This window comes from Veillonella sp. (genome assembly GCF_041333735.1).
GTDB lineage: Bacteria > Bacillota > Negativicutes > Veillonellales > Veillonellaceae > Veillonella.
In genome coordinates this window covers 604,845-617,504 of record NZ_JBGKFB010000001.1, presented here as the reverse complement: position 1 = coordinate 617,504, position 12,660 = coordinate 604,845, and the positions used below count along the sequence as shown (strand labels likewise).

At 38.2% G+C, this 12,660-nt stretch carries 14 protein-coding genes and 2 pseudogenes; 14 read left to right on the top strand and 2 right to left on the bottom strand.

Annotated elements, in window-relative coordinates:
- Positions 1-86: 86 nt before the first annotated feature.
- A complete protein-coding gene (locus tag ACDF53_RS02830) occupies positions 87-743 on the bottom strand; it encodes an NAD(P)H-binding protein (protein WP_295259759.1) in 657 nt (218 codons plus the stop codon).
- Between the two features lie 248 nt (positions 744-991).
- Positions 992-1,099: a putative holin-like toxin gene (locus ACDF53_RS02825; RefSeq protein ID WP_370815418.1), complete on the bottom strand. Its 108-nt coding sequence runs from the start codon at positions 1,097-1,099 to the stop codon at positions 992-994.
- On the opposite strand from ACDF53_RS02825, the gene ACDF53_RS02820 reads away from it, so the two are divergent.
- From ACDF53_RS02820 to ACDF53_RS02755, 14 genes and pseudogenes are all read left to right on the top strand, one after another.
- Positions 1,088-1,219, top strand: coding sequence for a hypothetical protein (locus ACDF53_RS02820; RefSeq protein WP_370815417.1), 132 nt, complete (start codon positions 1,088-1,090; stop codon positions 1,217-1,219). The genes ACDF53_RS02825 and ACDF53_RS02820 overlap by 12 nt on opposite strands.
- 322 nt (positions 1,220-1,541) lie before the next feature.
- A complete protein-coding gene (locus ACDF53_RS02815; RefSeq protein WP_370815416.1) occupies positions 1,542-2,060 on the top strand; it encodes a surface exclusion protein in 519 nt (172 codons plus the stop codon).
- A gap of 241 nt (positions 2,061-2,301) precedes the next feature.
- Entirely contained in the window at positions 2,302-3,237 is a 936-nt protein-coding gene (locus ACDF53_RS02810) for an Abi family protein (RefSeq protein ID WP_370815415.1), read from the top strand.
- Positions 3,238-3,414: 177 nt separating this feature from the next.
- Positions 3,415-5,010: a tryptophan transporter gene (locus ACDF53_RS02805; RefSeq protein ID WP_370815413.1), complete on the top strand. Its 1,596-nt coding sequence runs from the start codon at positions 3,415-3,417 to the stop codon at positions 5,008-5,010.
- Positions 5,003-5,815, top strand: coding sequence for an energy-coupling factor ABC transporter ATP-binding protein (locus ACDF53_RS02800; RefSeq protein WP_370815412.1), 813 nt, complete (start codon positions 5,003-5,005; stop codon positions 5,813-5,815). Before ACDF53_RS02805 ends, ACDF53_RS02800 begins: the two co-directional genes overlap by 8 nt.
- A gap of 9 nt (positions 5,816-5,824) precedes the next feature.
- Positions 5,825-6,493 (top strand): energy-coupling factor transporter transmembrane component T, encoded by a 669-nt coding sequence (locus ACDF53_RS02795; protein WP_370815411.1) that lies wholly within the window; start codon positions 5,825-5,827, stop codon positions 6,491-6,493.
- 255 nt (positions 6,494-6,748) lie between these two features.
- A complete protein-coding gene (locus ACDF53_RS02790; RefSeq protein WP_370815410.1) occupies positions 6,749-7,249 on the top strand; it encodes an N-acetyltransferase family protein in 501 nt (166 codons plus the stop codon).
- 152 nt (positions 7,250-7,401) lie between these two features.
- Entirely contained in the window at positions 7,402-8,265 is an 864-nt protein-coding gene (gene hisJ / locus ACDF53_RS02785) for a histidinol-phosphatase HisJ (protein WP_370815409.1), read from the top strand.
- 4 nt (positions 8,266-8,269) lie between these two features.
- Positions 8,270-8,734 (top strand): hypothetical protein, encoded by a 465-nt coding sequence (locus tag ACDF53_RS02780; RefSeq protein ID WP_370815408.1) that lies wholly within the window; start codon positions 8,270-8,272, stop codon positions 8,732-8,734.
- A gap of 59 nt (positions 8,735-8,793) precedes the next feature.
- The gene (locus ACDF53_RS02775; protein WP_370815407.1) at positions 8,794-9,186 is read left to right on the top strand and encodes a hypothetical protein; all 393 of its coding nucleotides are present in this window, start codon (positions 8,794-8,796) and stop codon (positions 9,184-9,186) included.
- 442 nt (positions 9,187-9,628) lie between these two features.
- Positions 9,629-9,913: pseudogene (locus tag ACDF53_RS02770) on the top strand (ATP phosphoribosyltransferase regulatory subunit); the annotation flags it as partial.
- Positions 9,913-10,134: pseudogene (gene hisH, locus ACDF53_RS02765) on the top strand (imidazole glycerol phosphate synthase subunit HisH); the annotation flags it as partial. The pseudogenes ACDF53_RS02770 and hisH, both read left to right, overlap by 1 nt.
- Positions 10,083-10,454 carry a HisA/HisF-related TIM barrel protein gene (locus ACDF53_RS02760; protein ID WP_370816184.1) on the top strand — a complete coding sequence of 124 codons (372 nt, stop codon included), beginning with the start codon at positions 10,083-10,085 and terminating at the stop codon, positions 10,452-10,454. The pseudogene hisH and the gene ACDF53_RS02760, both read left to right, overlap by 52 nt.
- A 246-nt stretch (positions 10,455-10,700) precedes the next feature.
- Positions 10,701-12,533: a carbon starvation protein A gene (locus ACDF53_RS02755; protein ID WP_296007735.1), complete on the top strand. Its 1,833-nt coding sequence runs from the start codon at positions 10,701-10,703 to the stop codon at positions 12,531-12,533.
- The last annotated feature ends 127 nt before the right edge of the window (positions 12,534-12,660 follow it).

Genomic DNA, 12,660 nt, shown 5'->3' with positions numbered 1-12,660 from the left:
TACCCAAAATCTATATTACATGAGTAAAAATGTACCGATTAGATTTTGGATATACCTTATTATTTAAGAATTAATATAGTTATATATTAGTGAAAGCTTGGTTTGTCGTAGTGTGTGCCTGGTTCGCCAATACCGATGCTTGCACGATGGAATGGTGTTTCGTCATCTACATGTAAGATGTCGAAGATGGCTTTTACTACAGCTTCCCGTGTAACTTGGGCATCGTTAAATTGAACGCCTTCAGGGATGAGTTCATAATTTGTATTTTCTGGATCATTGTAAAGCCATGTAAGGCGTAAGATTGTGTAGTTTAAATTGGATTCGCGCAACACATTGCGTGCTTGACGTTCGCCTTGGACATAGCTGATAGGCAAGCTGTCGAAGGTCCATTTTTCAAGTGCTGCAGGGAATTCACCAGAAAGACCAGCCATAGAAAGACCGATAACACGGCGTACGTTTTTACGGCTCAATGCTTTCACAATAGCCGCCATATCGCTACCAGACTCCATAGCACCTACAAATACAATCTCTGCATTTGTTACAGCTTGTTCTAGTTTTGCAGGATTTTGGAAGGAACCCTCGATAACAGTAACGCGTTCATGCTCTAAAATCTCTGGGTGTAAACGAGTACTCAATTGGCGACCATATAATGTAAGGTGCATATCTGTATATGTTAATAATGTAGCAGTCAACTTTTGTGCAATTTGGCCAGCGGCCCCTAAAATTGTAATATATTTGTACATATAGACCTCCTATGTCCTAGGCATAAGTATTTATACGCATTATATCACAACTATATGACGAGAAAGTGAGAATAGAAATTTAATTATGATAGTAAAAGTTAGTTTTCTAAGCTGTAATATATTATTAGATGTGGTATAATACAAAACAAGAAGAGCCAATTAACGTTCTGGAATGCGTTAGGCTCATCTCCTGGGAAATAAGAAAATGAGAAATGGCCTAACGTCCAATTTGGGGTGTTAGGTCATTCTTATTTTACAATAAGAATGACTAATGTTGCGAATGCAATCATTAACGATATGGCTTCAAATGTTTTGGGAGAAATAGTAAAGAAAGAGATGTAATTATGGATATTCAAGATTATGAACGTGTAATGGCTACGATAAAACTTATGGGCACTTTAGAGGCGGGTCGTAAATCTGGTGAAGAACAAGGCTGGATTTCAGCAGATCAACTAAAGAGTGAATTGGGGATTTAATAATGAATAATCAAATTAACTATGCACCAAAAGCACTATCGTTAATAGATGGTGCTTTTTATCATATGATAAACATAATGGCTATTGATAGCATCTAGTCTCTCACAAATCCTCAAAGAATGTTAAATCAAATACTATATATTTATATTAAGAAATAGTAGATTTATAAAATGATTTTAATGATAGCATGAAGATGTATGGATATTCTTTATAATTGATATAAATTATGATTTAATGATATAAAAGCTAGATTTTATTCAAATTTAATCTGCAATTGAAAGAGAGAAGATATTCATTACAAAATTAATTGGAGGGAATTAATATGAAGTTTCTAGATCATTTAAACGATGCCGTAAAAGAGGTGAAAGGCGTAGTAAAAGAAAAAGCTGGTGTAGTTAAAGAGATGACTGCTGATGCGGCGCAAGATATTAAGGTCCTAGTGAAAGAAAAAGCAGAAGATGTAAAAGGTAAATCTGCTGATGCAGCACAAGAAATTAAAGTGCTCGTAAAAGAAAAAGCAGAAGACGTAAAAGGTAAATCTGCTGAGGCCGCTCATGAAGTAAATGAATTAGTGAAAGCTAAATCTGCGGTAGCAGCGAAAGATCTTGAAGTAGCCCTTAAAGAAAAGAAGGAAGAGTTAAAACATAAAGCTAAAGAAGTAAAAGCCATTACTACAGGTGTTGCCCTCGACATTAAAGAAACTGTTAAAGAAAAATCTGTTGATGCGGCAAAAGAAATTAAAGAAAAAGTTACGGAAAAACAAGTGACTAAAGAGAACAGTGAAGAAGTATCTGAAGTAGTAACTGAGGATGCTATAACAAACAGAGAAGAAAAGGCTTAGGAATCTGTATCAATGGCAGTTTTGCATGGTGAATCATAAGCTAATAAAATAGTTTGATCTTATTAATTTTATAAATTTACTAATATAGAAGTAGGTAATAAAAATGGTCTGATGTCCTAGAGATATTAGACCGTTTTTATTTTAAATAAGGGCAGACATAACTACAAAGTGATATAATTATATATAGAAATTTTGCTTTTGTTTGGTGTATGGTTATCGTTGTTTTGAAGGGAGCGACTGTATGTCAGATGGTCCATTTTTAACACCAAGAGAACAGGTAGAGCATAGTATATCTAAAGGTATTACTTTTAATAATATTACTGAAGCAGAAACAGAACAATATTTAGTAGAGAATAATAACTATTTTAAACTTAGAGCCTTCAGGAAGAACTTTTTAAAATCTACAAAATCTGGAAAATATGTAAATCTAGATTTTAGCTATTTAATTGATTTAGCATGTATTGATAATAGATTAAGACGAATCATGTTAGAGATGGCTATTGGGATTGAGCATTTTTCAAAAGTTCATTTATTATCTGTCTTACAGCAGAATAATATTGATCCATATGATATAGTTGAGGATTATATGAATCAGCTAGAGAAATCTAATTTTGAACAATTACAGCATGACTTATGGAAAAATAGTGGTAGCTTATATTGTGGTAATTTATACGCTAAATATATTGATGATGAAAATAAACGTTGTCCTGTATGGGCTTTTCTAGAAATGATTTCTTTTGGACAGTATTTATACTTCTACAAATACTGTGCAGACTTATTGCAAAATACTGAGATTACAGAACGATTATACTTAATGTATACCGTTAAAAGTTTACGAAATGCATGTGCTCATAATAATTGTATTATTAATGATATAAACTCTACACATAATAAAAGCATTAATGCTGATTTATCAAGAGAATGTGCTAAATTTATAAAATCGCCATCAAGCAGACGTAGACATTTGAGACATATTTCTACTTATCAAATCTTAACTACGATGTATGCTCATCAGAGAATATGTATTAGTACTGGTGTTCATAACCATATATGTAGTGAATTAGATGAACTTAAGCAACGCTTTTTCCGAGATAATGATTATAGATTACATGATAATATAAAAGCTACATTTGATGTGCTTATTAGAGCTATTGACACATGGTTTCACATAATGTAATATTTAGGTACATAGAAAAACCATTTTTGGTTTCAAGCGGCAGCATCGTTAATTCGGTGTTGCTTTATTTTTTATATAGGCGCCCTCAGGGGCGCTTTTTTATGCTCTAAACTTTCACAATACCCATATAAATGTTACAATAAACACTATATATTCATTTTTAGAAAAGAGGCTATTATGGAACGGATTCAAGATCTTGTGTACACGCATGTGCAGGGTGGCCAGTTTAGATGGGTTACTGTCAGCACATTGATGCTCGCATTGGGCACGATATTGCATTTGGTGAGCCCTAGTGTGGCTGGGGTAACGCCAAACTGGACAATTGCTACGTACTGCGTAGCTATTTTATTGACTCGCCCTAGTTTGAGTCAAACCTTGGGGATTGGCCTTGTGGCAGCCCTCATTAACGTATTGACGTCTAAGTCAGCATTCCCGTACGGCAACTTGTTGTCTGAACCAGGTGGTGCATTGACAGCCGCTCTCGTGACACGTGCTATGTTGTCCGTGAAGTTCCGCAAAATCGGTGGCTTTGATTTGACGCCAATCCTATCTGGCTTCTTAGCCACAGTTGTATCTGGTGGTATCTTCGTTACCCTCTTATGGAAAGTATTGGGTATGCCAGACAATGTGTACATATACGGTATGTGGCCAATGGTTCTTATCGTAGGTGCTTTGAACGGTGCCATTACGCCAATCTTGTACATTCCGGCGCAACGTTTATTCTCTAAACGTGGCATGTTGCCAAGCACAGATCAATTGACGTCTGACCATAGTCATATGACAATCTTGCCTGAGCGCCAAGCTAAGATTTCCATTGAGCACGTAAATTATTACCATCCAAAGGCGACTACGCCGTCCCTTGAAAACATCAATCTTGATGTACATGATGGGGACTTCCTCGTTGTGACTGGGCCTGCTGGTTGTGGTAAAAGTACTCTTTGCATGGCTATGGTAGGGGCTGTGCCTAAATTCTACGGTGGCCGCCTTGAAGGTATGGTGTTCGTAGATGGCAAAGCGACTACGCAAATGGAAATTCCTGAACTGGCTAATCACATCGGTGTCGTTCTTGCCGATTACGATACACAACTTGTAACGATGACTGTTCGTGAAGAAGTAGCCTTTGCTATGGAAAACCGCGGTTATGATCGTGAAACGATTAGAACTCGTTCTGAAGAGGTGTTTGCACAAGTTGGTCTTATCGGCTTAGAAGATCGCAAAATTACAAGCTTGTCCGGTGGTCAACGCCAACGTTTGGCGATTGCTTCCGTATTGGCTACGAACCCAACTGTTCTTGTTCTTGATGAACCAACGAGCTCCCTCGACCCAGATGGGACTGCCGAATTATATCGCCTCGTAGGTGATTTGAACAAAAAACACGGTATTACCGTTGTTGTTATCGACCATGACTTACACGCTGTATTGCCGTATGCAAACCGCATGGCTCTCATGGTAGATGGCTCTATTGCGTGCGACGACGATGTACCGACTACGCTTCGCTACATGTACGAACACAATATTCATGTAGATGCGTTGCCATCCGTGTTCACTACGTACATGGAACTTGAACAAGCGGGCTTCCACAGCGATGAACCTTGGCTTAGCATCGAGTCTGCTATCAAGGGCCTGCACCAAATTGAAATGGCTCACGCTATCCAAAAAGAGGTGCATGGTGAAAGCAGCTCTACAACAAATCAATCTAATACGGTAGTAAATAAACAACCAATTCAACGCGTTGATGATGTACAAGGAAAGGACGGTGGCGCTCATGCTTAAGGTTGAAAATATCCGCTTTGGCTATGTGCCATCTGTAGACATCTTCCGGGATGTGACTTTCACCATCGAAGGCGGCGAATATATCGCCATCGGTGGTCGCAACGGTTGTGGTAAAACGACTATCACTCGTTTGCTCGTTGGTCTTGAAAAATCTAGCGAAGGCCGCATGTACTATAACGGCACTGACATTACGTCTATGCCGCCATCCAAGCGTGGTCAATTTATTGGTTATGTATTCCAACAACCGGATCGCCAAATGTTCAGACCAACAGTAGCCACAGAGGTTGCCTTTGGTCCTGAATCATTAGGTCGCAGTAAAGCCGAAGTAAAACAAATCGTTGATGAAGTGTTGGAGCGCACAGGTATTACGCATTTACGCGAAGCGTACCCTCCAACATTGCGCCGCGGTGAAAAGCAACGCGTTGCCATCGCTTCTGCTCTAGCAATGCAATCTAAAATCCTCATCCTCGACGAACCGACAAGTGGTCAAGATGGTAAGGAAACTAAAGAGTTGTTAGCTTTATTGCGTCAACTTAATCAAGAAGGCATTACGATCCTTCTCATTACACATGATATGGAAATCATGGCTAGCGAATGTAGCCGTGCACTCATCATGGGTAACCAAACAGTTGCCTTTGATGGCACTCCAGAAGAATTATTCAAAAAATCTACGGACGAATTGCAAGACCTAGGCCTTACAAAACCGCCAAGTGTGGAACTTTCACTAGCGGTACCATCCCTAGGCTATTGCAAATCCATGGATGAATTGAAATCTAAGTTAGTGGCTCAGTTGAGCGGAAAATAGGAGGGACATATGGAACGTTTAGTACCGTTAACAAAAATTTTGATGACCCTCGCTGTATCCGTGTGGGCCATTCTATTGCGCGACTGGCCATCTCTATTGGCCTTGGTCGTTGTAGAGCTGGGTGTATTGCTTGTAGCTGGTTTGCTATTCAAACAACGCAAAGCCGTTGTAGCATTGACTAGCTTTGCTGTATTCCTTGGTATTGTTCAATTTCTCGGTAGTGGTGATGTAACATCTGCCATCGTATCCGGCTTGCGTATGCTCGCCATGACACTTGTATTCATCTGCTTGTTGGCAACTACAAAATTACAAGACCTTACAGCATCACTCGTAACACAATGCAAAATTCCTTATGAATATGCATTTATGTTCACTGCCGCACTTCGCTTCGTGCCTGATTTCATTGCTGAAAGCCATGCTGTACAAGAGGCACAAGCATGCCGTGGTTTATCCTTAGAAGGCAATTTCTTGAAGCGCATGAAATCTTACGCATCTGTGATCCAACCATTGCTTTTAAAATCCTTGGGCCGCTCTGAAACAATGGCGTTGTCCCTAGAACTACGTGGCTTTGGTGGACCTACACATAGCTTTGCAGCATCTGTAGGCTTGAAAACTATCGATTACGGCGTGATTGGGGCTTTGATTGTTATTACAGTACTTTTATTTCTAGTAGTTTAATCTTCTCATATATTTACAATTAAAACTTAAATACATAAACTGAGTGGTAAAAATTGATGTTTTTACCACTCAGTTTTGTTGTATTGGGTATATAGAAGTAAAATATGCAATTTTTACTTCTTAAAAATGCAGAAATATGAAATGGTATGTGCTACGAACAGTTCATCCTTTTTCTTGCGTATGTGGGCTCTTTTTATATATTATGTTAAATAGAAATAATGTTTTTTAGGATATCCACAATTTTGAGGAATACTTATGAGTGAATTAGTAATACGACCAATTACAAAGGATGATATAGCATCTTGTTTAGATATTTACAATTATGAGGTTGTAAACGGCGTAGCCACCCTTGATCTTGAGCCGCGTACGTTGCCAGAGTGGCAGGAGTGGTTCGGGGCGCATCAAACGGTGGAGCACTGCATTTTTGTAGGGAATATGGACGATGTTGTGGTAGGCTATGCATCGCTTTCACCATATAGAACAAAGGATGCTTTCAAAAGCACCGTCGAATTATCTATCTACATTCATCAAGAGTATCGCAGCAAAGGTGTGGCGTCTAAATTGATGGCCCATATATTAGAGCATGCTAAAGAAACAGAAACATTACATACGGTGGTGTCTGTCATTACGGCGGGAAATGCGGCAAGTACAGTACTACATGAACGGTTTGGCTTTACCTATTGTGGTTTAACACCGCAAGTTGGTTTCAAACATGGTAAATATCAGGATACCGAAACATACGCATTATTGGTATAATAAAACGTAGATAATAATATGATATATAAATTAGGTATATGAATTAGGTACATGAATTAGGTAAATAAATTAGATATATTAATACTATATATTAATAATGTACAGATGATAGATAAGGGTTCGCTACGGGTTAGGGCGAATAGGGTGATTGAATGAACATGAAAGATGAACGGCAGTTCGTTGGCTATAGTAAGTATCGCAGCCGACTTGTGGACGGTCATGTACATACAGAATTGTGTCCCCATGGTAGTGGCGACCGCACTGCGTTGATGATTGAAAAAGCCATTGAGTTGCGCATTGAAAAGGTGTGCCTCACTGAGCATGCGCCATTGCCTGCGGGCTTTGCTGCTGAATATGGTGGCGACAAAAAGGCGTATAACACGGCTTCTTTGAAATTGAATCAAGTAGATTCCTATTTAGAACTAGGCCGTCAATTACAACGTGCTTATGGTACGCATATCGATATCTCCCTCGGCTTTGAAGTAGATTACATTCCAGGCTTTGAGGCAGATATTCAAGAGTTCTTAGATCGTTATGGTCCGTTGACGGATGATAACATCTTGTCTGTTCACTTTATGGAAGGCGTTAATAATGCCTACTACTGCTTAGACTACAGCCCTAAAGAATTTGAAAAGGGCTTTGGTCCGTGGATTCAAAAGCAATATGAGTTATATTACAAATATTACTCTACTGTGCGCCAAGCTGTGCGCGCTGACCTCGGTGAATATACGCCAAAACGCATTGGTCACTTTGATTTGATTAAGAAATACCAACACCACTTTGGCTTTGAGCATCACTTAGATCGCCGCAATGCGCAGGTCGTAAGCGATATTTTGCATATCATGCGCGTACAAGGGCGTGAACTAGACTACAATATGAGCGGCTTCTTTAAACCGGACTGCCGTGAAATGTACCCAAGCCGCTTTATTCAAGGCATGGCTGCTGTTATTGGTGTGCCATTTGTACTTGGTTCTGATGCACATAGCGTGGCAGATATAGAAAAAATTTGGGGCTAGATTGATGAGAAAGCTTTTGTTTGGGATTATTATTCTGATTACTCTAATAACAGCTTTTATAGCTTATATGTTTTATCATGAACCATCATCAGATGAGCTGGTTGGCCGTAGTGTAGTTTTAGAGTTTGGGCCTAAGAATGAAATTTATATTAGCAAATTGGGTAGCCAATTTATTGTATCTGATACTAGTTTCTCTAACTCTAAATTTCCTTATTTCTTTGATGCCTTTGTAGAGAAAGATAAGGCTGGCAGCTCGTATCTATACTTATTATGTAAGGATAATATGATTGTCTTTGATAATAATATGAATTGTATTCTATTCTTCTCCAAACAAAACCAAGAGTCCAAAGCTTTATTAGATCATGTAAAGAAATATTATCATTTTGATGCAAGTAAAACGAAGTATAAGATTGAAGACTTAGATGAAGTTGATAGGTCTATATATCTATCGTTACAAAGTCAAAATTAATCCTTAATTATATGTATTTAACTATAGTATATAAGAGGATATAAGCCAACGGGGAGAAAATGAGTAAACTTGGAATATTAGGATATTTTTTTGTTTTTATATCTATATCATTATCTATAGGGTTATATAAAATTGAGATCCGTAAATGTTCATTTGATGAAAAATATGAATATATGAAAAAACATAGAATTTTAGGTAGCCTAACAAAGTATTTATCTATAATCTCTATTATAAGTTTAGTGGTATTAAATCTTAAATTTTTAATGGATAAAGATTATAAATTTATAGTAGATTATGGCAGTATTTGGTTGATTTTCTTCTTTTTTACAATACTCACGGGGTTTTGTCAAAAAAGAGATAGTATATATTTTAAAGAGGGCCTTATTGCAACGTTTTCTGCATTATGGGGGATTATCGTGTTTGCTTATGCATTTAGAAAAGCCCTTTTTTAAATAGAAAATATATATTGTTTTACTATATTAGACTAATGATATGGAATTCTTTAAGAAACCATAGCAAAGGGGCACCTCGAAGGAGGTGCCCCTTTAGTTATTAATAAGGAAAACTACACTTTATTAACAGGGAAATTCTTTATGCTATACTTTAAACTGTGTTAATATGATAAAATAAACGGTATAAATACTTCAACAACCAGGTTTATTACCTATAATGACCCATAATTAAATTTGAGTAATACTAACGGTTCTATTAACAATTCTATAGAACCGTTATATTATAATTTCATACTTTAACCAGATAAAGTGATAAAATAAAAAGTATCGATATAGGTAAATTTTTTCTCATAGATAAATGAAAGCCATTTAACTCGTTTGAAACTGATTATATGATGCTTTCACAGGTATGAGAAATGAAATGATAGAAAGGATGTTTACGATGGTACAGCAGCAATTACCTACGGGGTTCCGCGATGATATAGGGGCCGTAGCGGAGCGCAAGGATGATGTGAGTCAATATGTGCTTGGTTTATGTCGTAACCGCCAATACACAAAGATCTCTACACCTCTTGTGGAGTACAAGGATGTATTCAATGGCTATGCAATGGGGCGCGGTCAGCATATGTACGAGTTCATGGATAGCTCGGACGCGTCCGTCGTAATTCGTCCTGATTTAACTATGCCGATTGGTCGTTTCTTAGCGACCACTAATATTGAATTACCGTAGACGATCAATATACCTATTTCGTTCATTCCTATTATGTAGATACTGATCCTGAGTTTATTACATCTACTGCAAACTATGGTATCGATGTACCAGGTGTTGTTGAGCGCGGTAGAGTATATGGAATGCAATTCCATCCTGAAAAAAGTGGTGTCGTAGGTCTAAATCTATTGCGTGCATTTGGCAATATTACGGAAGACTATGGAGCGACGAAAAAATAGGAGGGCCACAATGTAAAAATGCTTTAGAATGGGTAAAAGAAGCGGTAGGCCATGGTATGGGTGAGTTATTGGTAACGAGTATCGATAGACATGGCACGGGGCTTGGATTTGATATTGAATTATATCAAGCTTTAGCAGAGGTTGTGGATGTACCTGTAACAGCCTTTGGTGGTGCTGGAAATATACAGTATTTTGTGGATTTATTTACAAAGACAAATGTAACTAGAGCTCTTGTAGGGGCGTTGTTACATAACAAAGTTTTAACTATAAAAGATATTAAAAAGGCCCTTCATAAATCAGGAGTCGTAGTAAGACAATAGATAATTACTATCAAAATAAAACGATAAAAGCATTCTCTAAGTAACGGAGAATGCTTTTTAGTTATGTTTTTAACTCATAATGTACATTCAAAATGAGAAATTGATAATTGACACTTCTATGTTTAGATATACAATATTATTGTAAGTACTAAAAGTTTTGAGAGCCAATGTGGCATGGATGTGCAAAAGATTTATCAGATATTTTTATATAACACCATGTCACACAAGACAATTGGAGGTGTTTATATGGTTATGAATGGTATTTACTTAGTTATAGCCTCCGCGTGTATTCTAATTTTAGCGTACCGCTTTTATGGGGCTTTCATAGCGGCGAAAGTATTAACATTGGATGAATATCGTCCAACGCCAGCTATGGTCCACAATGATGGTCACGATTACGTGCCCACAAACAAATGGGTAACATTTGGTCATCACTTTGCAGCGATTGCTGGTGCAGGTCCTTTGGTAGGTCCTGTTATCGCAGCCCAGTTCGGGTATTTGCCTGGTGCATTATGGATCCTTATCGGTTCCGTATTAGCCGGCGCTGTACATGACATGGTTATCTTGTTCGCATCCGTTCGCTATGATGGTAAATCTATTGCGGATATTGCACGTGAAGAAATCAGTAAATTCGCTGGTTTCGGTGCTATGCTTGCTACATTGTTCCTATTGATCATCACCCTTGCTGGTATGGCCGTAGTAGTAGCTAACGCATTGCATAACTCCCCATGGGGTTTCTTCTCTGTATTTGCTACGATTCCAATCGCTATTTTCATTGGTATTTATTTGAAATGGTTGCGTCCTGGTAAAATTCAAGAAGCAACTATTATCGGTGTAGCGTTGATTTTCGCAGCTATTATCTACGGTCCAAACGTAGCAGCTAGCGAATATGCTTCTTGGTTTACATATGACTTGCAAACCATCGAAATCATGCTTGCCGTATATGGTTTCTTTGCAGCAGCATTGCCGGTTTGGTTATTGCTTGCTCCTCGTGATTATTTGTCCACATACCTTAAAATCGGTACAATCGGCGCATTGGCTCTTGGTATTATCATTGTAATGCCTGAAATTCAAATGCCAGCTGTAACTCCTTACATTTGGGGTGGCGGTCCTGTATTGAAAGGTTCTGTATTCCCTTACATCTTCATTACTATCGCATGTGGTGCGTTATCTGGTTTCCATACTGTTATCGCAACAGGTACAACACCTAAAATGCTTACTAATGAAAAAGAAATCTTGCCTATCGGCTATGGCGCAATGTTAACAGAAGGCTTCATCGCTATGATGGCGTTGATCGCAGCCACTGCATTGCATCCAGATGATTACTTCGCAATTAACTCCACTGCTGAATCCTTCAAAGCGTTAGGCCTTCAAGTTCATGAATTGCCAGCATTGTCCGCAATGGTTGGTGAAGACTTGATGCACCGTCCTGGTGGCGCTGTATCCCTTGCAGTAGGTATGGCTCATATCTTCTCTAAATTACCTAACATGGATCACTTGTTGGGTTACTGGTATCACTTCTGTATCATGTTCGAAGCATTGTTCATCATGACTTTGATCGATGCTGGTACTCGCGTAGGTCGTTACTTACTTCAAGAATTATTAGGTCATTTCCATCCTAAATTCAACGACCAACATTGGGCTCCTGGCGTTTATGGTTGTGCAGCTTTAATTTGTATTTTGTGGGGCTACCTAGTTCTACAAGGTAACATCGGTATTATCTGGCCTCTATTCGGCGTATCTAACCAATTATTAGGTACTATGACATTGGCTGTAGGTACTACAGTTATCATGCGACTTGGTCGCAAACGTTATGCATGGGTTACAGGTATTCCTTGTATCCTCATGGCTATTGTTGCTATCGCTGCAGACTTTGAAAACGTATTTAACAGCTATATCCCAGCTGGTAAATGGATCCTAGTAGCATTCAGTGCTGCCATGTTCCTCATGATCCTTATCGTATTGGTAGAAGCTGTACGTAGTTGGATCCGCTTATCTAGCATTCCTCAAGATTACCGTACACAAGCTGAAATCGAAGCTGAAAGCCTCGTAAAATACGGTAAAGAAGCAAAAGCATAATATTGATTATTGCAATATATAAAGTGCACTCACCTTTGTGAGTGCACTTTTAATTTATAAATTTGCTGCTTTTTTTAGAAAATAGTAAACTATATATATGTAAGATGTATGTGTTTACATTAATTTG

Coding starts and splice junctions, on each gene's coding strand:
- ACDF53_RS02795 (WP_370815411.1), top strand. CDS start 5,825: ATGGAACGTTTAGTACCGTTAACAAAAATTTTGATGACCCTCGCTGTA.
- hisJ (WP_370815409.1), top strand. CDS start 7,402: ATGAACATGAAAGATGAACGGCAGTTCGTTGGCTATAGTAAGTATCGC.
- ACDF53_RS02790 (WP_370815410.1), top strand. CDS start 6,749: ATGAGTGAATTAGTAATACGACCAATTACAAAGGATGATATAGCATCT.
- ACDF53_RS02780 (WP_370815408.1), top strand. CDS start 8,270: ATGAGAAAGCTTTTGTTTGGGATTATTATTCTGATTACTCTAATAACA.
- ACDF53_RS02820 (WP_370815417.1), top strand. CDS start 1,088: ATGGATATTCAAGATTATGAACGTGTAATGGCTACGATAAAACTTATG.
- ACDF53_RS02810 (WP_370815415.1), top strand. CDS start 2,302: ATGTCAGATGGTCCATTTTTAACACCAAGAGAACAGGTAGAGCATAGT.
- ACDF53_RS02800 (WP_370815412.1), top strand. CDS start 5,003: ATGCTTAAGGTTGAAAATATCCGCTTTGGCTATGTGCCATCTGTAGAC.
- ACDF53_RS02830 (WP_295259759.1), bottom strand. CDS start 743: ATGTACAAATATATTACAATTTTAGGGGCCGCTGGCCAAATTGCACAA.
- ACDF53_RS02755 (WP_296007735.1), top strand. CDS start 10,701: ATGGTTATGAATGGTATTTACTTAGTTATAGCCTCCGCGTGTATTCTA.
- ACDF53_RS02815 (WP_370815416.1), top strand. CDS start 1,542: ATGAAGTTTCTAGATCATTTAAACGATGCCGTAAAAGAGGTGAAAGGC.
- ACDF53_RS02805 (WP_370815413.1), top strand. CDS start 3,415: ATGGAACGGATTCAAGATCTTGTGTACACGCATGTGCAGGGTGGCCAG.
- ACDF53_RS02775 (WP_370815407.1), top strand. CDS start 8,794: ATGAGTAAACTTGGAATATTAGGATATTTTTTTGTTTTTATATCTATA.